The organism is Streptomyces sp. NPDC003248 (assembly GCF_055563235.1).
Genome location: NZ_JBVHDT010000011.1, coordinates 261,402 through 283,582, shown reverse-complemented (window position 1 = coordinate 283,582; position 22,181 = coordinate 261,402). Strand labels below are relative to the sequence as shown.

15 protein-coding genes are annotated in these 22,181 nt (G+C 69.1%); 11 read left to right on the top strand and 4 right to left on the bottom strand.

The window, feature by feature from the left end:
• Positions 1–3 precede the first annotated feature (3 nt).
• From ACZ3KJ_RS25370 to ACZ3KJ_RS25360, 3 genes are read left to right on the top strand one after another with little or no spacing between them, the layout of a single operon-like run.
• Positions 4–2,373 (top strand): Mu transposase C-terminal domain-containing protein, encoded by a 2,370-nt coding sequence (locus ACZ3KJ_RS25370; RefSeq protein ID WP_467530269.1) that lies wholly within the window; start codon positions 4–6, stop codon positions 2,371–2,373.
• Positions 2,370–3,272 (top strand): ATP-binding protein, encoded by a 903-nt coding sequence (locus ACZ3KJ_RS25365; RefSeq protein WP_467530267.1) that lies wholly within the window; start codon positions 2,370–2,372, stop codon positions 3,270–3,272. The genes ACZ3KJ_RS25370 and ACZ3KJ_RS25365 overlap by 4 nt, the downstream gene beginning before the upstream one ends.
• Positions 3,273–3,286: 14 nt before the next feature.
• Positions 3,287–3,442 (top strand): hypothetical protein, encoded by a 156-nt coding sequence (locus ACZ3KJ_RS25360; RefSeq protein WP_467530266.1) that lies wholly within the window; start codon positions 3,287–3,289, stop codon positions 3,440–3,442.
• A gap of 73 nt (positions 3,443–3,515) precedes the next feature.
• Here the strand turns inward: ACZ3KJ_RS25360 and ACZ3KJ_RS25355 are convergent, their stop codons facing one another.
• Entirely contained in the window at positions 3,516–3,779 is a 264-nt protein-coding gene (locus tag ACZ3KJ_RS25355) for an AAA family ATPase (RefSeq protein ID WP_467530265.1), read from the bottom strand.
• 282 nt (positions 3,780–4,061) lie between these two features.
• Between ACZ3KJ_RS25355 and ACZ3KJ_RS25350 the strand changes: the two genes are divergently transcribed.
• From ACZ3KJ_RS25350 to ACZ3KJ_RS25330, 5 genes are all read left to right on the top strand, one after another.
• Entirely contained in the window at positions 4,062–6,314 is a 2,253-nt protein-coding gene (locus ACZ3KJ_RS25350; RefSeq protein WP_467530263.1) for a hypothetical protein, read from the top strand.
• A 770-nt stretch (positions 6,315–7,084) separates the two neighbouring features.
• Positions 7,085–7,846 carry an HNH endonuclease gene (locus ACZ3KJ_RS25345; RefSeq protein WP_467530262.1) on the top strand — a complete coding sequence of 254 codons (762 nt, stop codon included), beginning with the start codon at positions 7,085–7,087 and terminating at the stop codon, positions 7,844–7,846.
• Positions 7,847–8,153: 307 nt separating this feature from the next.
• Entirely contained in the window at positions 8,154–9,455 is a 1,302-nt protein-coding gene (locus ACZ3KJ_RS25340) for a hypothetical protein (protein ID WP_467530261.1), read from the top strand.
• A gap of 70 nt (positions 9,456–9,525) precedes the next feature.
• Positions 9,526–14,436 carry an AAA family ATPase gene (locus tag ACZ3KJ_RS25335; protein ID WP_467530309.1) on the top strand — a complete coding sequence of 1,637 codons (4,911 nt, stop codon included), beginning with the start codon at positions 9,526–9,528 and terminating at the stop codon, positions 14,434–14,436.
• The gene (locus ACZ3KJ_RS25330; protein WP_467530259.1) at positions 14,433–15,617 is read left to right on the top strand and encodes a hypothetical protein; all 1,185 of its coding nucleotides are present in this window, start codon (positions 14,433–14,435) and stop codon (positions 15,615–15,617) included. The genes ACZ3KJ_RS25335 and ACZ3KJ_RS25330 overlap by 4 nt, the downstream gene beginning before the upstream one ends.
• Positions 15,618–15,910: 293 nt before the next feature.
• On the opposite strand, the gene ACZ3KJ_RS25325 is transcribed toward ACZ3KJ_RS25330, so the two are convergent.
• Positions 15,911–16,408 carry a DUF6420 family protein gene (locus tag ACZ3KJ_RS25325; protein WP_193467148.1) on the bottom strand — a complete coding sequence of 166 codons (498 nt, stop codon included), beginning with the start codon at positions 16,406–16,408 and terminating at the stop codon, positions 15,911–15,913.
• A 41-nt stretch (positions 16,409–16,449) separates the two neighbouring features.
• Positions 16,450–16,746: a hypothetical protein gene (locus ACZ3KJ_RS25320; protein WP_467530257.1), complete on the bottom strand. Its 297-nt coding sequence runs from the start codon at positions 16,744–16,746 to the stop codon at positions 16,450–16,452.
• A gap of 321 nt (positions 16,747–17,067) precedes the next feature.
• Between ACZ3KJ_RS25320 and ACZ3KJ_RS25315 the strand changes: the two genes are divergently transcribed.
• From ACZ3KJ_RS25315 to ACZ3KJ_RS25305, 3 genes are all read left to right on the top strand, one after another.
• Entirely contained in the window at positions 17,068–18,936 is a 1,869-nt protein-coding gene (locus ACZ3KJ_RS25315; protein ID WP_467530256.1) for a helicase associated domain-containing protein, read from the top strand.
• Between the two features lie 112 nt (positions 18,937–19,048).
• Positions 19,049–19,936, top strand: coding sequence for an ABC-three component system protein (locus tag ACZ3KJ_RS25310; RefSeq protein WP_467530254.1), 888 nt, complete (start codon positions 19,049–19,051; stop codon positions 19,934–19,936).
• A gap of 148 nt (positions 19,937–20,084) precedes the next feature.
• On the top strand, positions 20,085–21,557 hold the full coding sequence (locus ACZ3KJ_RS25305) for an ABC-three component system protein (RefSeq protein WP_467530252.1): 1,473 nt from the start codon (positions 20,085–20,087) through the stop codon (positions 21,555–21,557).
• Between the two features lie 58 nt (positions 21,558–21,615).
• Here the strand turns inward: ACZ3KJ_RS25305 and tpg are convergent, their stop codons facing one another.
• A complete protein-coding gene (gene tpg, locus ACZ3KJ_RS25300) occupies positions 21,616–22,173 on the bottom strand; it encodes a telomere-protecting terminal protein Tpg (RefSeq protein ID WP_467530251.1) in 558 nt (185 codons plus the stop codon).
• Positions 22,174–22,181: the final 8 nt, after the last annotated feature.

The window sequence follows — 22,181 nt, the reverse complement described above, 5'->3', positions numbered from 1 at the left end:
GAGATGGCGACGGCCGTGGCGCAGACAGAAACAGCACAAGAGGACCGGCTGCGGCCCGGGGCCCGGCTGCGCTGGCAGGGCGGCACCTACCGGGTGCTGGTGCTGCAGGGCGCAGAAGTACAGCTGGGCTGCCTGGATGAGGAAGGGGCCGACGCCCGTGCCCTGCTGTCCGTCGTGGTCGGCGCCGACGACTTCGCCCTCCTGGATGAGGACCTGCAGGAACTCGAGCAGGAGCAGGTGACGGACACCAGCGGCCTGTCCCTCTTGCCGGAAACTGAGTTGAAGCTGGTGCGGGACTGGGAGCGTCATCTCCGCGAGATCGACGACGGTGTCCCCCCGGACGCCGGGGAGGGCGCCGTGCCCCGCCCCGGCTACGACCCCGCCCTGTTCACCGTGCGCCAGCGCATTGCCGCCAAGGCCGCGGAGCTGAAAGCGCTGGGCTTCAGGCATGCCTCGGCCGGCACGATCGAGCGCCGCCGGCGCGCGTACCAGGCGCGCGGTGCGTTCGGGCTGACCCGCGAGATCGTGCCGGGCTCGCCCTGGGGGCGCACCGACGAGCGGGTGGTACGGCTGCTGCTGGCGGAGATCAAGGCGGGGCTGGGGGAATCCGACGGGGACGCCAGCCGCCTGTATGAGCGCCTGCAGGCCGCCGTGCGGCGCGCACACAAGGACGACTACGACACGTTGATGATCTCCCGGGCCACGTTCTACCGGCTGCTGGGGCGGCTGGGCATCAAGGTGGCCTCGCTGCACTGGCCCACCGACCGCCGCCTGGACGAGGCCAACGGCGCCGTGCCTCCTTACACGCCGACCCGGGCACAGCGGTTGGGTGAGCAGGTGCAGATCGACTCCACCGGCCTGGACGTCATCGCGATCGGTGACGACGGGCGGCCGGTGCAGGTGGAGTTGACCGCGGCGATCGATGTGGCCTCCCGGACCATCATCGGGGCGATGATCGTGCCGAAGGTGCGGGGCCGCGGACCGAGAGGGCGGCGGCTGGGCGGACGTGCCACCCGCTCCTTCGACGCGGTGCTCATGCTGGCCCAGGCCCTGGCACCGATGCCGGCCCGGCCGGGCTGGTCTGCGCGGGCGCTGGCGGAGCAGTCCGAGATGCCGTACGCGGATCTGGTGGCGTGTGATCCGCGGATGGCCGGTGCGGCCGCCCGGCCGGTGATCCGCCCGCGGATGGTCGTCGTCGACCACGGCAAGATCTTCAACAGCGAGCACTTCGACGACGTGTGCCGGATGCTGGATATCAAGGTCCGCCCAGCGAGGGAGCGCACCGCCACCGACAAGGCTGTCATCGAGAGCACCTTCAACGCGATCAAACGCCGGTTCTCGCAGTACGTCGCCGGCTACACCGGCTCCGACCTGAGACGGCGCGGGAAGCACGTCACCGACGGGCCGCTGTGGAGCCTGAACGAGCTGCAGGACCTGCTCAATGAGTGGATCGCCCTGGACTGGCAGCAAAAACCGCATGACGGGCTGCGCAGCCCGTTCCTGCCCGGCCTGACGATCAGCCCAAACCGCATGTACGCCACGCTGGTGGCCGCCGAGGGCCATGTGCCGCTGGTGCTCACCCCGCACCAGAACCGCAAACTCCTGCCGTTTCTCCACCTGAAGGTGACCGACAAGGGCGTCAGGATCGGCAACCGCACCTACAACAGCCAGGCCCTGCAGGAGTACAAGAACCGGCACACCGGGATCCCCGGACAGGGCAGGCGCTGGCAAATCCGCTACAGCCCCTACGCGCCGCGGTTCGTGTGGCTGTGGGATCACAACAAGGACGACTGGGTGGAGGCGGAGTTCGTCCACCAGCGGCTCATCGGCGACGACTGGACCGAGTGGACCTGGGAGCAGGCCACCCTCAACGTGCTCGAGGACGGCGGCCACAAGGAGGATCAGCGGCGCATCGCCCGCGAGGTGTCCAAACTGCGCGAGCGGGCCCGGCGCGGCCCCGATCCTGATACCCCGCGGGTACCGCAGCTGTTCATCGGGCCCACGCTGGATCTGGACGTGCCGGTGGCCGACCCGTACGAGGGGATCCCCGACCCCGATCCCGCCACCGTGGTGCGGGCGCCGGCGCTGACCATGGCCACCGAACACATCCTGCACGCGCCCCGCCCCGCCCCTCCCCCAGGGCCCGACGACACGGACACGGAGAGGGACTTCGAGCCGGCCGGCGCCGGCCAGCCCGCGGACACCGGCGGCAGCCGTGTCCAGGAACCTACCCGGGCGTACAGGACGGGCGTACTGAGCCTGCGCGGCGGCGCAGCCGATGTATTCGGCATCACGCACCCGCCCGCCCCCCGGCCCCTGTCCCGCCGCGCGGGCGAGTCCGGTGACGAAGAAGACGACCAAGGAGAATCATGAGCCGAGAGAAGCTGATCAGCGTCTTCGGGCCCGGCGTGGCCGAGGCCGTGACGCAGCCCGTCGACCCGCCGCTGCTGACCACCCGGGAGGGCTGGAACCTTTCGGCCTCCCGCCGTCTGGCCCCGCTCGAGCGCGCCGACTGGGCGCCCAAAGGCACCAAGGTCGGGCCCCGGGATCCGCGCCTGATGTACCACGCCGAGATGCTGCCCGTGGTCACCCCGGCCCTGTGGCGGGGCCTGCTGGATGCTCGGCGCCAGCTGCGCAAGAACCGCTTCCGCAGCATCGGCCGCGCCACGGACATGGTCATCGACGGGGACCGGGGTACCGGCAAAACCACGCTGCTGGTTCAGATCGGCCGCGGCTTCCAGGGCCTGATCGAATCGGACCTGGGTCCCGACCCCAACCGCATCCCGGTCATCTACATCACCGTCCCACCGGAGCGGGAGAGCAATCTGCACTGGTCACTGCCTCTTGCAGAGTTCCTGGGCCTCAACCACACCCTCAACCCCGACGACCGCAACCGCCGCACCGCCGACATGACCGAGCCCGTCGCCCACGTGATGCGCCAGGCGAAGACGCGGCTGGTCCTCATCGACGGCATCAACCGCATCCAGGACAACGAGATCGCGGCCGCCTTCAGCTACTTCGAGAACCTGCAGGACCGCACCAACGTCACGTTCATCTTCTGCGGCACCGGTGCCCGCGAAATCGTCCACGAAGCCCGCTACGACAAGCGGCGCAAGAACCTGCCCGACGTGGTCAAGGGCAAGACCTACTTCAGCGACCTGCCGATGCTGTGGGGGCCGGGGTCATCCCCTACGGCAACGACTGGCACAGCGTCGTCCAGGGCTTCGAGGAAGACCTGTGCCTGTACGACCACAAGCCCGGCACCCTGCTGAAACTCTCCAAGTACTTGCACCAGCGCACCGGCGGCTACATCGCCTCCCTCAGCGATCTGATCTGCCAGGCCGCTCAGGAAGCCATCGAAACCGCCACGGAGACCGAACCGGAAGCCATCACCAAGCGGCTCCTCGACGACATCCGCATCGGCCGCGGCGACAGCCGATAGTCCCTGTCTCGGTACGTCCGGCTCTTTACCTCCCGACCGTGCAGCGTGGCGCGCGGCGGTGCCACGGCATGCGTCAGTCCACTCCTCCTGGGAAGACACTGAGCTGGTTCAGCTGCGCTTCCAGATCGTTGAGGCTGGAACTGAGCAAGGCGTGTTCGCTTCCTCTGGGCGCGTCGGGAAGCGAGGGATCAAGAACCAGGCGGATCGCCTCCAGCAGAATCGACTTGCCCACCCCGTTCTCGCCGACGATCGCCGCGTGGGCCGGGAAGTTATCGATGACCAGATGCTGGAAGTTGCGGAAGTTCTTGATCTCGATGCGTGAGATGTGCAGGCCCAAGCGTCCCCTTGCCGGCCTATGCGTCGGTTACGTACCAGGTCAGCATCACAGACCTCGATGCGCGCCGATCGGCGATCGTTCCGTTCGGCCGCCCGTCCGGTGCCGGGCCTCCTGGGTTCTTCTTGCCGGCTGAGCGAGGAGGGTTGCCGTGCCTGGTCCAGCCTCGAACCGCGATTCGTCCTCGAAGGCTCGGACACGTCCTCAGGCTGGTCGGTCGGCATTCGCGGAGCGGTGTCAGTGGGCACGGCTAGGCTCAAGTACCAACGCTATGGGGGAGGTTGTATGACACCGGGTCTACTGACGCCTGATGTGCCGCTCGGTCCGTTCGAGGGCGTTGACGTCACCGTGTGGTCGGCGCAGGGCAAGCAATCGAAACTGCACACCAAATCTTCCTGCTCCTATCTGCGTTCGGCACGCGTCACCGATCGGCAGGTGCGTCTGGACGCTGCGATGGTGGGGCGGTTCTGCCCCCAGTGCGCGGCAGACGGCTCCTGGGCGCGTCCCGGCACGGCTCTGGCCGTTTTCCTGGATGCGGTGACCGGTTTGGGGCTGCTGTATGAACTGGGCCGCTATCACGAGGCGGACGAGGACACATACGGTGACGAGGAAGTGGGACAGGCGGCCTCCGTGCTCCTGCGGGCCTCTGCGGGTAATGCGGAGGATGCCCCCGCGGGCGCTGAAGACGAGGCGGAGGACGAGCGCTGGGAAGAGTGGCGGGACGCCCGGCATGTCCGTGAGGCTGTCTTCGCTGAATGGCTCGGCGCTCTGACCAGTCTGACCCGCGTGTACCAGGTCTTGGGCCTGTTCCCCTGGCTGAGGTCCTGGGCTGAGGCAGGGGTGCAGCGCAAGGCCAGTCACCTGGAGGTGCTGCGCGCCCGGGCCGCGCAACTGGTCGCCCGGGACTCTCTCGTGCTGGCAGCAGCGGTGTCGGCCGTGGAGGAGCCTGGCGTGCCCGGTGATGACCTGGCCTTTGCCCCGCTGGGCGCCCCTGCCGAGGCGGCGGCGAAGTTGACGTCGTTGTGGCGGCGCTGGCGCAGCAAGGTGGAGGACAGCTGGGATCACCCGCGCGAGCAGGAGCACCTCGTCCACGACCTGACGAGCACAATGAGCAGTCGGCACAAGGGATATCACCCCGTGCTGGAGAGAGCCCGGGTGCTGCTTGGCACGTGGGAGGAGGCTGCACGGTCTGTCGTGATCGGCCAGGGTGAAGAGCGCGTGCTGGTCGCACGCGTCGCGGGCGCTGTTGTGGCGGAGCGCGGCAGCCGTGAGGTGTTCGTCGACGGGCTGAGTGAGTGGGAGCGGGGGGTGCTCGCCTCGTTCACGGTCGCCCTGGACTGGGAGCAGTCGGCGGCGCGGCTGGCGCTCACGGTGCGGGTGCCCGAGCCGGTAGCGGCGTGTCTGCTGTCGCGGCGTTCCGTGTTCGACTACGAGGTGCCGGTCCAAGAAGCGCCGGCATGCGGGGCCGTAACGGATCTACCGCCCGGAGCGGACGTGGGGCTGTTGCCAGGGGTGTTCGACGACACGCCGGTCAATGGCCGCCACCTGTTGACCGCGCAGCATCTGCGGGCGCTGCGCAGCACCATGCCGGATCCGGAACAGTTGTATGCGGTGGTTGGTGTCGGCACCGGCGTGGAGGTGGTGGCGCTGAGCGTGCTGGAGCAGCGGTGCGCTGCCGGATGGCAGGGCGTGATCCTCGCCGGCGCCAGTGACCTGCCCGACGCGCTCTTCGAGACCCGCCTGCAGGCCACCTCCGAAGACGATCCTGAGAGCGCAGGCGTGTGGGCTGCCCGTGTACACGACCCGCACGATGCGGCGTTCGGGCGCACGCTGAGCGCGGCGGAGGGCGAGCGGCTGCTGGTGCGGCTGTGCGAGGGCCGCCGGAACGTCGGCCAGGCGCTGAAGTCTCTGGCTCTGGCCCGCTCGGTGACCGATCTGCGCGATCTTGAGGCAGGCGGATACGACAACCGGGGACATCCGCGCAGCCCTTTCACTCCGGCCGTCTGGAACGGTCTGCTGGCGATGGAGCAGCTGGATCTGGAGCCTTTCGAGTCCGACTCGGACAGCGACTGGCCCGGCTCGGGCCTTCCCCTGGGTGTCCTGGCGTCGGTGCAGGCGTACACCACGGACGCGGCCGGCCGCTACCAGGGCCGGGCTCACTCCCCCGGCTGCGCGCATCGGCGCCCCTATGGCGGAGTCGATCGTCACGACGAGATGGTGATCATCGAGGAACTGCTGGGCAACAAGGAGTTCGACCCGTGCAGCAAGTGCGGCGGGTACGCGGTGCGCCGCCTCACCGATCCCCAGGTCGCCTACTACCGGGCCGCGCATCAGCTGCACGACCTCGCACAGCGTGTCCGTGTCACGGTGCGGCACCGGTCCGCAGGCCGAGAAGACCTCGCCACCACGCTGGAAAAGCTCGGCGATCTCGATACGCGAAGTGTTCAGGCGTGGTTCCTGTCCCGTGCCCAGGCTCGTCAGTGGCAGCGGACCGTGGCCGGTCTGTCCCGCGAGCTGCGCGACTGCTCAACCAGGTGACGGGCAGCGTCGAGAAGCCGCTTAGCAGCGGACATTCCGCCCTGGAGGCTTTGCTTTTCGTCACTCCTGATTCACGCCGGCTTCGGGTGATCTCCCTGCGGTCCAGACGTGGAGAACTCGTCATCAGCCAGACTGTGGTCGTTCCCGCTGGCATGAAGGGGTGAAACAGCACCATGCGGAGATGCGCGGTGTGCGGCGTGAACATCAGCCACCGGCACGGACTGGCGAAGTACTGCTCGGACGCCTGCGTCCGAGCGGCCCGCCGACCCACAGTGCTGGTCTGCCAGGAATGTGGTTCCCCGTTCACTCGTCCGGAGCGGGTCGGGGCTCCGCCCCGCTACTGCTGCGAGGAACATCGCGTCGCCGCCAAGACCCGCGCAGCCGCGGCCTACCACTCGGCGCGGCGCGAGAAGCTGCGCGCGGACCGCGGCGACAGATGGTGCCTGGAGTGTGGAGCTGACATCGCTCACCGCAATGCCAACGCCCGCTACTGCAGTGGGGAATGCAGCTATGCATCTCTCGGTCATGTCCCTCGTCAGCCGACCGAGCTACCGCACGAGGAGATACTGCGCAGGCGTCGAGCGCGTCGAGCCGCCCTCAGGCCTGCCTTGATGACGCTGTGGTGCAACACCTGCGGGGGCGGTTTCGACGTTCCTGGCAACAAGCCGGGACGCAAGCCGACGCGCTGTCCGGACTGCCGGGAACCCTCGCGCCCCTCGGGCGTGAGGTCCTGCAAGGGCTGCGAGCGGCCTGTCCCATCGCGCAGAGGTGTGCTGGCGCTCTACTGCTCAGTCGAGTGCCAGGTCGACAGCAACAACCGGGCTCAGGCGGGACGACGCAAAGTTCAACGCATCGAAGCCAAGCAGGGGCGGGAGTGCGCCGTCTGCGGGATGGCGCTCGAAGCCGGTGCCCACGGTCTGCGCAAGTACTGCAGCCACGGCTGCTGGTATCGCGCCAACTACACGCCAGTTACCAGGGTCCAGACTTGCGGCTGGTGCGGCAGCCATCTGTCGCATCGTCGAGCCACCGCCAAGTACTGCGGGCAGGAGTGTTATCTGAAAGCCCAGTACAAGCGAAAAGTCGGGACGGCCCTGCGGTCACGTCCGTGCACTCAGTGCGGCGCGCGTATGCCGCTCAGTACCGCGCACCGGATGTTCTGCTCGGGCAGGTGTTCCAGGCGTGCCTCCTTCGAAGCCGATCCGGAAAAGGTGCGCGCTGCGAAGAGACGAGGGAACCACCAGCGGCGGGCAATGCTGGCCGCCGCTCGCCGTCACCTCGTGACCGCACGTGATCTGGCCCGGCTGTGGGGCCGGTACGCAAACGCGTGCGCCTACTGCGGCGAGTCCTCGGCGTCTCTGCACCAGGAGCACGTCCTGCCCATCTCCCGGGGCGGAGCGGACGGGATCGGCAACCTGGTGCCCGCCTGCCCCGACTGCAACTTGGCCAAGGGCGACCGGACAGTCATGGAATGGCGGCTCGGGAAGAAGGCACCGCGTTACCGCAAGCCGTCTGCCGCGCGCACTGGCCTGTGATCTCTGCGCTTCCAACCCGTGCGCGGCGCATACGCGGTGTGGCCGCCCGACCGGCCGCCAGGCCCCCGTGCCCGCCCGCCGAGGCGAACACCGCGTCAGCTCCGCCCGGTACGGGTTGCCGATCACCGGGTGCGTGCGCCTGGCGCTGTGGCTCCAAGCCTTCTTGCGACACGATTCATGAATCGCTCATCGCCCTGTCGCGAGGGGCGGTAGGTCGCTCTCTGGTGAGCGACGAAGTCCCGGTGGCTGCTGCATTCCGCCCGTTGGGCGTCGCTGTTGCCGCGGCCGGGACCGCTACGGTGGTCGGGTGACTGTCGCGAGCGACCCAACGGGCGGCGCTGCCGGCCGCACCGCCTTCACCGTCTCTGCCGAACTGTCCCTGGCGCTGACCGCTCAAGGGCCTCACGGTGAGCGGGCGTTGAACCTCCTGCGGGATGCGGCGGTGGTCTTGTCCGATCCGGCCCGGTGGAACGCCCCGTACGAGGTCGCCCAGTCCTGCTGCCGGGGGGCGATCGACAGCATTCTCAACCTGGCGCCGCAGGACATCGAGGGCATTGAGGCGGCGAAGAGCGCCGTCACAGACGCCGCCAAGGCGACCGTCGAGGCTTGGCGCGCAGGCGACCAGATCCCCCAAGGGCTGCTGGACGCCCTCGCCGGCGCGGTCGATGCGCTGCGGGCGGAGGAGGACAATCCGGGCGGGCGGCGCGTGCGCCAGATCGGGCACCTGGTGCAGGAGCTGACGCGGCAGGAGATGGGGCTGGCCGAAGCCGAGGCCGTGCGTAACTCCTGGACCCGGTTCTACCGGGACACTTCCGGCGTCCTGCATGGATCGGGCGCCACGCCCGAGGAATCCCGTGAGCGGTTCGAGGGCGTGGTGGCGGCCTTCGAGCAGCTGTTCCTGGGGCTTCCGGAGCGTGCCGAGCGGCTGCGGCAGCTGGCGTTGAGTGAACAGCCCTCGCCGCAGGATGCTGCCGAGATCGCCTCGATGTCGGATCCACGTGCCGGCAGCTACTTCTTCCGTGCCGCGGTGAGCCGGCACTGGCTTGGCCTGCTGCCGCTGGACCGGCTGCTGCCGGAGGCGTCCCGCTGGCCGGCCCTGCCCTACCTGCGGCGGCAACTGGCCGCCGATCCACCGCAGGTGGGCGCGTGGGTGGAGCAGCATCTGGCCGCGATCGAGGCGCGCGGCCCGGGTGCGGTCGGCATGGTGGTGGGCCTGGTGGCCGAGGCGGGCATGACGGCGTGTGGGGTGCTGCAGCAGATCGCCAGGGCAGGGCAGGACCGCCATGTGCTGCTGCGCATCAGTTACTGGGCGCGGGATGTCCCAGTGTCCGAGCGCACCGGGCAGTGGGTCCGCATCGTCGAGGACGTGCTGCGTCAGCCGTCCTTCGGCGCCCAGGAGTCCTGGGAGGCGGCGCAACTGGCAAGCGCTCTGGCCCAAACTGCCCACGTTGATGGCCAACTACGGCCTGACGTGCGAGTGGGGCACCGGCAGCCGCGAGCGATTGCAGATCAAGCACACGGATCACGACCGCGCGTTGTCGGCGGACAGTTTCATCAAGGACAGCCGGGGTCTGCGCCTGGATCTCCTGTTCTCCTCCATCGACCGTGACCTCACCTCACAGCCCGCTACCTCACACCGTCTCGTGGTCCGCGACACGGAGCCGGACGAACCTGATCTGATGCGGGTGCTGCAGCCGGTCAGCAGCGGCATCGACCCGGGGCCGGCGCTGCACGGCCTGGGCAGCAAGCGGTTCCGGTTCGACGCCGCTGCGCTGCGGGCCCACGATCCGTGGAAAACCATGCTCGCCGCTGTCCGCGACGAGGTGCTCCAGCGTGCCTGTGCCTGCCTGATCGTCGACACGGGTGTTGCAGCGTGCTCACTCAACATCCGCGAGCCCGGGCCGGCCGAGACGGCCCTGCTGCACCGCATCACCGAGGAACTCGGTGCCGGACGGCCGCCGAACCGGACCCGTACGGCCGAGGACGTGGCGCTGGCTCTCATCGAGACGGCCAAAGCGGCCCGCAGCCGGACGGGCACCGTGACGGTCGAGGACCTGCTTCCCCGCCTCGGTTTGAAGACCGACTTCGGAGCCGTGCGTGAGGGCCATCCCGTGGACCGTGCCACCGAGGTGACCCGGCCCGCCGTGCTCGCAGAAGTGGTCGCGGCCGTGGAGGACACCGTGCAGCAGGGCGGTGTCGTGGTGGTCACCGGCGCTCCCGGCATCGGCAAGTCGTGGTTGTGCGAGCAGCTCGGCGACGCACTGCACGACACCTGGCTGGCGGTACGGCATCACTGCTGGCTCGGCGCTGCGGATGCCGACCGCGGTGAGCGCGTGCTGACCGAGGTGGTGATCGGCAGCCTGCTGCGGCAGCTGGAGAGCGCCGCACCGGAGGCGGTGGCGCAGGTCAGGCCCCGCTACGCGGCCACCAAGGAGACGCTCGTGGCGGCGGTCACGGCTGTGCGGGGCCTGGCCCCGGATCGGCCCGTCGCGTTGGTCGTGGACGGGATCGATCACGTCAGCCGGGTCCTTGGGCACAGCAGTGGCGGCGCCTTCGGCGGGCCGGTGGATCCGGCGGCCTGCTTGGTCGAGGAACTCACTTCGCTCAGCCTGCCGCCCGGCGTCGTTCTTGTTCTGGCCAGTCAGCCCGGGCCTCATCTGGAGGCGGTCGACGCCCAAGCCGCCCGTTTGACTGTTCCCCCTCTCGACCGCGCCGAGCTGGGTGCGTTGGCGGAGCGTCTGGGTGTGCTGTCGGCGCTGGCGCCGTCGGCTGCCGGTCTGGGGGCTGCCACGGATACTGAGGCCGCTGTCACCTTGATCGAGGAGCGCTCACGAGGGAACGCTCTGTACGCCACGTATCTGTGCCGTCAGGCCGTGGGGCCGGCTCCCGGCCTTGGGACGCCGCTTGCGCCGGGCGCCGTGGGTGATCCGCTTGAGCGGCTGCGCGCGGTTCCGTCATCGGCGCACGACCTGGACGACTACTACGCCTATCTGCTGCGGGCGTTGACGGTCGAGCAGCGTTACGCGGTCAGCACGCTGGCGGTCTGCGACTTCGCTGTCAGCGCGGACGAGCTCGGGGAGATCTTCCCGATGCCGGCGATGATGATCGGTGCCGCCCTGAGCCGGGTGGCACCGATCATCGCGCAGCAGCCGGGGATCGGCGGGCTGAAGATCCACCACGAGAGCTTCAGCCGTTTCGTGCGTCGGACCGAGGGTGACTCCCGGTGGGTGGACCAGGTCCGGACCCAGGCCGCCCAGTGGCTTTCGAAGCGCGGGTTTTTCACGGACGCGCGTGCCTTCCGGCACCTGCCCGAACTCCTGTCCGCGCTGGGCCGTGACGAGGACCTGGCCCTGCTGATCGGGCCCGACTTCCTCTCCCGTGCGATCGCCGGTCTGCAGCCGCCGCAGGCCATCGTCCACACCCTGGCCGTCGTCGCCCGGCGGGCGGCGGCACGCTGTGACTGGCCGACGCTGGTGCGCTGCATCGAACTGAGCCGGGCGCGGTCGACCTATGAGGAAGAAGGCCTGCCGGGTTCCCTGGTGCCGTATGCGGATGTGCTGGTGGCGCTGTCGGAAGCCGACCATGTGGCGGCGAGCCTGCTGTATGAGGGGGTGCCGACGCTGTCGGCGCGGTGGGGCCTGCAGTTGTGCGCGGCGGTCGACCGGGCCGGGTTCGCCGCCCCGTGGGAGGCGTATCTGACGGCCCGGGACAAAGATCGCGGTGGTAAGCCCGGCCACGACGGCTCCGCGGACCATGAGGCGGTGTTCCTGGCGGAGTTGCGGGGACGGATCAGGCTGCCTGGCCATGGCACCGACCAGCGGGAATCGCCGGAAGACCACCCGCTCACGCTCGCTCAGCGGGTGGCCCGCTTCCTTGATCAGGAGGCGTTGGACTCCCCCGAACCGGCGCTCGGTGTGCTGCTGGACTGCCTCGGCGTCGAGCCGCTGCTGGAGAGCGCGGCGCTCATCGAGCGTCCCGAGCGGCGTGCGGCGCTTTTGCTGCATCTCGCCGACGCCCGCGACACTACGGGCAACATGCTGCCGTCGGCGCGCACGCTGGCCGCGGCGGCCTGGGCCAGCGCCCCGTGCAACCCGCGGCGCCTGCTGGACCACGGCGTGCCGGCGGAGGATCTGACCGAGGAGGTCTTTGACGGGGACGTCACCACGGTGCTTCAGGAAGCAACCCACGCGGTGCTGACCGGCCGTTACGGCGACCTGTCGGGGCCGGTCAGCAGGTGGCTGGAACTGCTGGCGGTGGCCCAGGCAGCTGATCCGCAGGCGCTCGCCCGGTTGCTGCCCCTCCTGGACGGCGAGGGTTTCTACCGTGCCTGGCTGCGGTTCACCGTCACCACGCTCGGTCTGGGCCGCGACGTCGATGCGGGCCGCATCCCCGCCGCTCGCGCGTCCACTGCCGCCCGTGTGGCGCTTGAGCAACTCTCCTGGCACGCGGCCGCGTTCACGGGCCGGCCCAATGCCAGCGAGCTCGGGGACATCCACCGGCTCGTGCGGCAGGTGCTGCACGAGGCAGTCGCCCTGCTGCGCGGTAACGACGTCGCCCTGGGCATCACGTCCTTGCAGACCGTCAGCCGAGGCACCACCACATCCCTGATGGGCATGGCCGGATCGGGTCCTTTGATCACCACGGAGCTGCTGTCCCTGCTGGCCCACAGCGTGGGCCAGGCCGGGGCCGGCGTCATCAACGAGCTGATGCGCACGCTGCGCACGGCACAGGCCGACAGCCGGTCCATGTATGCGGAGGACGCCGACTTCGAACTCGAGACGGCCCGCGTGAGTCTCGCCTGCGGCGACCGGGACGAGGCGCAGCGCTGCTGGGAACGTGCCGCCCGCTATATGGGCGCTTACGGCGGCCACAAGGACATCACCATCGAGGAACTGCTGGAACCCCTCCCCCAGCTGGTGCAGGCCGACCCGGTCCAGGCCCGGGTGCGGCTGGCGCGTACGCAGCCGCTTGTGTATCTCGTTGCGCAGTGCACCGACGGGCGGGGCACGGCAGGAACACCACAGGAGTGGTGGCGTCTTCTCGCAGGCCTGGATCCGCGAGCCGCCGCGCAGCTGGCCGCCCAGGTGCTGTTGACCGAGCCGGGACTGCCCGATGCCCGGGTGGACGCCGCCCACCAGCAGCTGCTGGCCATGCAGGCCAACACGGCCGACCCCGTCGTCCTGGCAGCGCTCCGTATCGCCGCCGGCTCCCGTGGCCGCAATCTCGACGCCGATATCGCCCTGTTCGGCCAGCTCTCAGACCTGCCCGGCGACGACGCGGCCCACGCTCTGCGTCTGATGCCGGTGCTCGCCAACGCGATCACCTCCACCTATGACGACCAGACGCTGATCCACGCATCGCACCTGGCCGGGGACACGCCGAGTCCTGCCCTGCGTGCGGCGGCACAGCGTCTGGGCGGTGAGGGCGGCCCGCCCTGGACGCCCAGGCCCGTGACCAGCACATCCTCCCGCAACTGGTCCGGCCCCAAAGGGCATTACCCCACCGGCGCCTTTCTGCACGCCCAGCAGCGCCCCGTGCTGCCAGAGGGCGCGGCCGGTGTTCTCGCCGCAGTCCGTGACTGCGGCAGCAAGGCGTACGACGATCCGCCGGGGCCGCGGTGGTCGGCCGATGCGCTGGCCAACGCGGTCGGATGGCGGCTGGTGGAGATCAGCGAACGCCAGGGTCCCGGCGTGGCCGCCCAGTTGTTGCACCGGATCGCCCAGGAGATGAACGCCTCCGGCCCCGTCGATGTCCTCGCCGATGTGGCCGCCGGGCTTTATCTGCGCCACGGCATCGCCCCCGACGTCTTCGGCCCGCTCGCCGCGACGGCGGGCATGCTCGCCTACACCACGATCCGAGGCGGCGGCGGATGGCGCTCTTTCGCCGGCAACGACCGCCTGGAGCTATGGCAGCAGGCGCACACCGCGGATGCCGCGATCGCGGCCCAGGACCTCGCGGACCAGGTGGCCAACTCTGTCGCCAACCCGTCCTACGGCCGCACCGTCGGCGTCAGCCAGGCCCTGGTCTCGGCGTTCGCCGTCCAGCGCCCGGACGTCTCCCGGCCCCCGGCTGCCGACGCGCTCGCCTGCTGGGACGCCGCGTATGACGTCATCGCCCACCGTCTGCCGGGCGATGCCCGCCTCGGCGACTGCGCCTACCACCCGGTGCCGGAGCCGGCCACACAGCACGACATCGACACCGCCTTGTGCCGCCTTGCCGTGGCCACCATCGCCCTGCCCGAACGCGGCGACAAGCGCCGCGCCCTGCTCGCGGCGACGGTCCTGCTGGCCGCCCGCCCCCTCCAGGCACAGGCCGCGCTGGCGCACGTCTTGTCCTTCGGCCTCGGCGCCGGGCCCCTGACCTGGCTCCTGACCGTCCTGCACAGTCACCTGCCGGACGGGCCCCTGGATGCCGCTCTGCATGAGCAGCTCGTCGCCCTGTGCACCAGCGGCATGCTGTCGGTGCGGGTGGAGGCCTCCGCCGTCCTCACCCGGGCTGGACATCAGCCGCCCTCCCCGCCGGCAACCGCGGCCCATCCGACACTCGCCCGCGCCATCATCGCCGATCTCAGCAGCGAGGACAGCGCATGAAAGACCCCCGACGTTATGCGGCCCGCCTCGTCGACCACTACCTGGGCGCCCGCATCGACGCCGCCGGCCACGCTCCCGGGCTGCGTGAGACCGTCATCGACCTCGTGGCCGCAGCCGTCCCCGGCCATGTCGAGCCGCTGATGCGCACCCAGCTGGACCTGCTGACCCACCCCAGCAGCGACCAGTTCCCCGACGCCTATCTCGCTGATCGGGCCACCGTCGAAGACGCCCTGCAGAGGGCCGCGGCAGGCCTGCGTGCCGCGCTCGCCCAAGCCGGACACCTGGTCAACGCCCAGGCCTTCGAACGCGGCGCGGCCGCACGCCTGCGCGATGATGCCCGACCAGCCCTGCGCGGCGAACTCTCCCGCGTTCCCCGGCCCCTGACCCGCCCCGGGGCGCTGGGCTGGTCACTCGATCCCGCGCCCTGGTTCAGCGACAGCCACCAAAAGCAAGAGCCCTGGCCGCCGCCAGGGCTCGCTTCGGTCGCGGGCCTGCGGTCCCTGCCGGAAGCAGCCCGGACCTTCGACCGGGTGGACGACGGGCCACACGCGGGCTGGGTACAGATCGGACTGATCGAGCGGCAACGCACTCCCGCACGCCGCTACCCCGACCAGCCCGCCCGCCAAGTACTGATCATCGTCGGTCTCGAAGCTGCCGACGACGATCCACCAACCGGTACGTTGCCCGTCTCCCTGGCTCCCTGGCAGCTGTGGACCCGCCCGTTGCAGCGCCTGGCACCTGCCCTCACCCGGGCGGGAGCGGCAGCCGAGCACATCAGCACCACGGACCAGGCCCTGGTGGCCCTCACCGACGCCAGCGCCACGCCCACGGGCGACGCGCCCCCGCGCCGCAGCGGTCCCGGCCTGCCCCCGTACGTCCTCGCACCCGCCACCAGCGTCGTGGCGGCACTTGGACTTCAACCCACAGGCGGCATCTGCGGGTTCAGCCTCAGCGACCCGGCAGGGGAAGCACTCATCTGCCGCCAGTGGCGAGGCCACCTCGTCCACGACGGAAGCTTTGAACCCCTCCTGCCCGTGATCGCGGGAGCGGACCTGCTCATCCGCCCAGACCTGTTCACCCGCCTGCACGCCACCATCGGCCCCTCCCGCTGCCAGGCAGGTATCAACGTCCGCCACATGACAGCAGCCAAGGACGACGACATCCCCGACGACGAGGACTGAGAACACCCCGCGACGCCCGCGTCCCCGCACCCACAGCTCCCCTCCAAAGCGCCCGCTCCGGACTCCCCAGAACCTCAACGACCACTGCGACACCGGAGAGTGGGTGGAGGAGGCGCATGCCGTGCTCAAGAGGCGAGCCAAGGGTGCAGGACTACCGTCCGGTCGCACATACGGGCCCGGGCAGAAGAGCGGATGGCTACGCTGGTCGCAGGTGCGGCGCTCCCCCCGTGGCGCCGCACCGACCCGCTTCCAGGGGCTCGCCCATATCGCTGCGGCAGACGGACATGGGGCGTCTAGCCGCCGCTGGCCCGGTCCCCCTCGCCCTCCCGGCGGACAGGCCCCGCCAGTGCTTCGACCTCCTGCACGAGCCGGTCTGCTGGAGCGAAGTCCCCCAGCTCGACCGCGAGCGCGGCGCGCACGAACGCGGCGAGCGCGATGCTCCCGTTGCGCACCTCGAAGATGCGGAACACCCCCTCCGCATACGCGGCGCGGTGTCGGCACCCGGACTGCACGCAGTAGCCCTCGGCGGCCAGGGCGAGCCGTTTGAAGGCGGCATTCTTCTCGTCGGTGAGCTGGGCTGGACAGCCCAGGTGATCCAGCGTGATCCGGATGTGGGCGCGCATCTCGGCCGGGCGGATGGTGAGGCGGCCGCCGCCGGGCGTGACGTAGCGGCCCGGTGTCACCGGGGCGTACGGGTGGAGCAGCGGCAGATCCTTGTCCACCGCGTGCAGGGCGGGCAGTCCGTCATACTCGAAGTAGGGGCCTGCAATGCCGTTGTGCTCGATTGCCATGCGGTCCTCGTTTCGGTCGCGGGGCGGGCGCGGGCCGCCCGTCACGCGCTGGTTCCGGGCACGTTCCGCAGCAGTGCGGAGGTCATCGCCAGCAGTGTCTCCGCCTGGGGCCGGTCGTGCTTGAAGTCCTTGGTGACCGCGTCGTTGTGCAGGGCGCCGCAGGTCTGGCTGTACAGGGCGTCCTGGATTCGCCACCACCGCTCGGTCTGGTTGCACTGGCTGGCTGGCTTCCTCGATCCGGGGTTGTCCCAGGTGACGTTCTCCCGAACCCACTCCAGCGCCCGTCTGACTCTCCAGGATCGACGCCGGATCTCCCCCACGGTCAGCAGCGCTGCCATCCCCGCAGCGCCGGTCCGATTCTGCCGGGCGAGGCGCCGCATCACCCTGGTTTCCCCCCGGCCACGGGCTGGCCCGCAGACCCAACGGACCCAGCGGCGTCGACCCGGGCTCGGCACAGTCAACTACCGAAACGAAGAGGAACCTTGGCGCCTCCCGCCCAGGGGCCCGCCAGATATGATCACAGCACATCCGACTCACTGCCCTACTTATAGCCCTCTCAATGGGATTGCAGGCTTGTATCAATCCATGCAGCCTTGCAGATCAGAGCACTGTTTAGCCGGTCAGATCCCATCTGATCGCATTCTCATTCTTTTGCAGCGTTGCAGGTCAGAGACCTGCTAGAAGGCCATCAGGCTGCAATACAACTGAGACGACATAATCCTGAACAGCAGCGTCTGCTGGCGGACATCGGCATCACGGCCGAGGCGGCCCGCACCGCTCTGCCGCGGCGGATCCCCATCCAGGCCAGCTTCGAGACGGGGCTGGCGCACGCCAGGTCCTACGCCGCCGAACACGGTTGCCTGGCCGCCGCGGACAAAGACACGCTGTACCAGGGGTATCCGCTGGGGCCGTGGCTCGCACGCCAGCGTCGCAGAGCGCGCCAGAGCCCGGAGCCCACGGAGCGCTCCCGCGCACTCGACGCCATCGATCCCCGGTGGAACCCGCCCTGGGGGCCAGCCTGGCAGCGCTCCTACGCACAGGCGCGGCGGCTGGCGGAGAGCGGAGGCGGGCTCGATGTGAGGGACGGATTTCCCGGGGCCGAAGCAGATCTCGCCTTGTGGCTGTCGCGGCAGTGCGCCGTATATCGGCGGCTGGACCCCGATCAGCAGCGTCTGCTGGCCGACATCGGCATCACAGCCGAGGAAGCCGCGAAAGTGCAGGGCAGGGCAGGGGCACCCGAGGTCGAGACCGAGAACGGGCAGGCTGCTACTGCCGGTCTGTGGGCCTTGGACGGCATGACCAGCGCTCGTTCCTTCGCCGCGGCACACGGGCACCTGGCAGTGCCCTCGGCTACGTGCACGACGGGTTTGCCCTGGGCCGTTGGCTCGTGGAGCAGCGCCGCCAGGACCGCCGGCACACTCAAACCACCGGAGGCGCATGACCGCGGGGCCGGCTGCTGGCCGAACTCGATCCCTGGTGGAACCCCGCCCTGGCCCTACTCCTGGCAGCGGCGCTACCAGCAGGCCCGTAAGCGATGGCAGAGGGGACGGTTGAAGGTGCCCGGCCCTCATCGCGGCGGGGACGAGGACGAGGTGACAGTGTGGCTGCGCCGTCAGTGTGCCCGGCACGACGTACTGCAGCCCGAGCAGCAGGACCTCCTCGCGGACATCGGCATCAACCCTGCCGTCGCCCGCACCGTGACCGAAGCCGGCCGAAGCCCCGCCCCCGTGGACACAGGGCTCGCCCACGCACGTAGCTATGCAGCCGAACACGGGCACCTGGCCGTGGCCGAACAGACCCGCCACAACGACTACCCCCTGGGCAGCTGGCTCCTACGCCAGCGACACCGCGTCGCTGACGGGCGCACCGACCCCGCCCGGATCGCCGCGCTGAACGCCCTCGACCCGCACTGGAACCCGCCTTGGCCCCTCGCATGGCAGCGCACCTACCATCGGGCACGCGCTGCCACGACCAGCGGCAACCTGACCACGACGCAGCGCCGCTGGATCACCACCCAGACACGGCTATGGGACAGCCTCCACCCCACCCAGCAAGAACTCCTGGCCGGCATCGGCGCCGCGCCCGCCACCGAATCCGTGCTGACTCCCACGACGACACGCAGCTACCCACCGGGCGACGGCCTCCCCCACGCCCGCTCCTACGCCGCCGCCCACGGGCACCTCGCCGTGTTCAAACAGACCCAGCACCACGGCTTCGCCCTGGGGCATTGGCTCATCCAGCAGCGACGCAAAGCCCGCGCAGGCCTCCTGTCCGCCCGCACCCTGCAAGAACTCACCCTCCTCGACCCCTGGTGGAACCCGTCCTGGCCCTTCGCCTGGCAACGCAAGTACCACCAGCACCGCACCCTCCACACCACAGGCCAGCCCCTCCCGCCCGAACTCCAGCGCTGGGCCCGCAAACAGACCACCCTCTGGCCCCAACTGCACCCCCACCAACAGGCGCTGCTGAGCACCATCGATATCCGCCCTGAGGTCCCAAGTGGGCAAGGCACCCTGTCTGGAGCGTGACGGCAGGACTTCCGAGAGTGATCACTTAGAGCTACTCTTTCCTCCTTGTAGGTGAGGGGGGTATATGCGGTACGAGCAGCGTGCCTATGCACGGGTTAAGTTCCTTGAGCTCATGGCGGAGTTGTACGAGAACGAGTTCGAAGACTTCTTCCACCGGCTCATGTGCTCGAGGTACCCAGACTTCCTGGACGTGCGCACCGCGGGCAGCCTGGGCGATATGTCGGCAGACGGTCTCACCTTGCACTCCCGCAAGCTGTATGCCTGCTACGCCCCGCAGACGGTGAAGCCGAGCAAAATCCGCGAGAAGTTCAACGGCGACCTGGCCGGCGCGCTCGCCAAACGCAGTGGGCAGTTCGACACGTTCGTGTTCGTGCACAACGACCGACGCGGCGTTCACCCCGAAGTGACAGCAATGCTGTCCGAGGCGGCCACCAGCACGCCGGCCCTGCTGTTTGAGCAGATGGGCAGCCGGCGCTTGTGGCACGAGTGCATGCAACTGGACCAGGTGACGGCGGAAGACGTCCTCCGGTGCGAGATCCCGATCAAGGAGATGACCTTCGGAATCGGGATGGACGATCTCGAACCGCTCCTGAAACAGCTTCAGGAACTCCGGACTTCCTCTGACCCGCTCATGCCTCTGCCAGACGTGCGCATCGAGAAACTGGACTTCAACCGGCTCGAAGGCGAAGTACGCGAGGACCTGCTCCGTGGGATGCGGCAGGCCCACCTCGTGGACGCGTTCTACGCGGGCAATATGCGGGAGCTGGAACACGATGAGGTCGCGCAGGGCTTCCGCGTGTACTACGAGCAGGTTCGCAGGCACTGGGCCGATCCTGAAGACGTGCTGTGGCAGCTCCAGATGTACGTGCTGGGCAACGCACAGCCGCGACCTAAGGTGTTGCGCGCAGCCCTCGTCGTACTCGCGCATTTCTTCGGACGGTGCGACATTTTCGAAGCGCCTCCCACTGGCTGGCAGCCCGGGATCGGGATATCTACGTGATCACCCCTACGAAGGGCATCGCGCCTGCTGAACTTGAACTCGTGATGTCGCCGTCCGGGTTCAGGGGTTGATGGTCAGTCCTGTCTCGGCGAGGCAGCCGTCTATGATTCCGCTTGGTGTCCGCCGCAGCGGACAGCGTGCCGGATTCGTGACGCTCAACGAGGACGTGACCGGGACAGACGACGGTGCCATGTTTCCCCGCGCAGGTGCTGTGGAGCTGCCCGTGGAGCGGTGGACACAGCTGATCGAGCGGGATCTCTTCGATCTGCGCGGTGACCACCCGGGCGTCAGCGGACGGGTACTGCTCTCCTTCCTCGCCCGGCGCATTTCGTCGCACGGCTTCAACGAGCCGACCCGTACCTTCTCCCGACAGTTCGCCCCGGAAGCCGCCTCCAACCTCGCCTACCTTCTGGGCCTGGACTGGCAGCTCGTCGACGAGTACAGACAACTGGCCGCCCGCAAGGCGACGCGTGCCCAGCTGAAGAAAGCGGTCGATGACCCCGTGTGGGGGCGCATCGTGGGGTCTACCGCAGACCTCAGGGGCCAGATCACGCTGGCCGAGGCGCAGGTGGAACGGCTCCGTGCACAGGTTGCAGCCTTTCAGGTTGTCCCCGAGTACGAGCGGCTCAAGGACAGAGCGGACCAGGTCAGCCGGCGCATCAAGCAACTGGCGCAGGAAGATGTGATCGACCAGCACAACCTCGAAGAGCTCCAGGCAGCCGTCACCGAGACCACCGACGTCGAGGTCGACTACCTCGAGCCGGTCTACCGCGAGCTCGGCGTCGTCCTCAACGATCAGGTCCGCCGACGGTTCGAAGATGTGAGGACGTTCCACCACTCAGTGGTCCGCAACCGTCGGCGTTTCCTGGAAGAAGAGATCGCCGAACTCACCGAACGGCTCCAGTCACGCCGCTTGGAGCGAGCACGCTTGGGCGAGGACCAAGCCCGCCTCCTTCGAGATCTTGCCGAGGGAGGCGCCCTGGAGGCTCTGACAGCCCTACAGACGGCCCTTGGACGCGATGAGGCCGCACTCCAGGCGCTGCGTCACCGTTTCGAAGCCGCGCAGACCCTCGAAGCGAGCGCCCGGCAGATCACCGCGAAAAGCGTGGAACTGCAGCAGGCAGTCGACACCGACCTCCAGGAGCGCCGCCGACAGACCGACGAAGCCATCCTGCTGTTCTCTCACTACGCCCAGCGCCTCTATGGGGAAGGGCGCGAGGCCTATCTCGCCATCGAGGCCGGCCGCAACAGCCTGACCATCACTCCGCGCATCGACAGTGACGGCAGCCGTGGCATCAGCAACATGGTCATCTTCTGCTTCGACCTGACCCTTGCGGTCCTGGCACACCGCCACGGCCGTGGCCCCGACTTCCTCATCCATGACAGCCACCTCTACGACGGTGTCGACGACCGGCAAGTCGCCGCTGCCCTGAAACTCGCCGCCGAAGTCACCGAGGAAGAGAACCTGCAGTACATCGTCACGATCAACACCGACAGCCTCGGCATGGCCTCCCAACGCGGCTTCGATCCCGAGCCATACATCCGCAGCCCCCGCCTCACCGACGAACACGAAACCGGCGGCCTCTTCGGATTCCGCTTCAAAACGGCGGGCAAGAGGTAGACCGCCGTTGCCCGGTCCCGGCGGAGCCTTGTGACTGCCGGGACGCGCTGTTCGGGATCTACAGGTCGAACTCGAGGTGCTCGATGTCGGTGAAGCGCACTTCCTCCAGTTGGCCGGCACGGCGGCCGTTGTCCTGGAAGTACACCTCCTTGAGGGCTTCGGCCGCGATCTCCTTGAGCTGTTGCTCCGTTGCGCCGGCTTCCTGGGCTTCGAACAGGCGGGCGGCGTACTGCGGCGGCAGCGCGACGGTGAGGTGACGGAGCCGGTCTTCGTCCGTCGAGCCGATCGGCGCGGTGTAGCCAATCCGGGCGCGGGTGTCGATGACGATGCCGCCGATGGTCGCCGCCTTCTGTCGCGCCTTGGCCCGGATCTGCGGCTGCCATCGCTTCTTCACCTCAGCCTCCAGGCGGGCGGCGAGGTCCGGACGGGGCCTTTTAATCTGGCCTTTGACGTACCGTTCGACGGTGCGCTGGGAGATGCGCAGCATCTGGGCGACCGCCTTGGTGCTCTTGAGCTGCTTGACCAGGTACCGCATCTGCGCGGGCGCGCTCTTGGGCGCCGGGCGGGTGAACGCCTTGTGCACCGCGGCGTCCAGGCCGTCGCCGAACAGGCTCATCGCGCTCT

What these genes read in the sequence shown, in the direction of transcription:
- ACZ3KJ_RS25330 (WP_467530259.1), top strand. Translation starts at nt 14,433, where the DNA reads ATGAAAGACCCCCGACGTTATGCGGCCCGCCTCGTCGACCACTACCTG.
- ACZ3KJ_RS25365 (WP_467530267.1), top strand. Translation starts at nt 2,370, where the DNA reads ATGAGCCGAGAGAAGCTGATCAGCGTCTTCGGGCCCGGCGTGGCCGAG.
- ACZ3KJ_RS25310 (WP_467530254.1), top strand. Translation starts at nt 19,049, where the DNA reads ATGGCGGAGTTGTACGAGAACGAGTTCGAAGACTTCTTCCACCGGCTC.
- ACZ3KJ_RS25370 (WP_467530269.1), top strand. Translation starts at nt 4, where the DNA reads ATGGCGACGGCCGTGGCGCAGACAGAAACAGCACAAGAGGACCGGCTG.
- ACZ3KJ_RS25320 (WP_467530257.1), bottom strand. Translation starts at nt 16,746, where the DNA reads ATGGCAGCGCTGCTGACCGTGGGGGAGATCCGGCGTCGATCCTGGAGA.
- tpg (WP_467530251.1), bottom strand. Translation starts at nt 22,173, where the DNA reads ATGAGCCTGTTCGGCGACGGCCTGGACGCCGCGGTGCACAAGGCGTTC.
- ACZ3KJ_RS25350 (WP_467530263.1), top strand. Translation starts at nt 4,062, where the DNA reads ATGACACCGGGTCTACTGACGCCTGATGTGCCGCTCGGTCCGTTCGAG.
- ACZ3KJ_RS25325 (WP_193467148.1), bottom strand. Translation starts at nt 16,408, where the DNA reads ATGGCAATCGAGCACAACGGCATTGCAGGCCCCTACTTCGAGTATGAC.
- ACZ3KJ_RS25335 (WP_467530309.1), top strand. Translation starts at nt 9,526, where the DNA reads ATGCGGGTGCTGCAGCCGGTCAGCAGCGGCATCGACCCGGGGCCGGCG.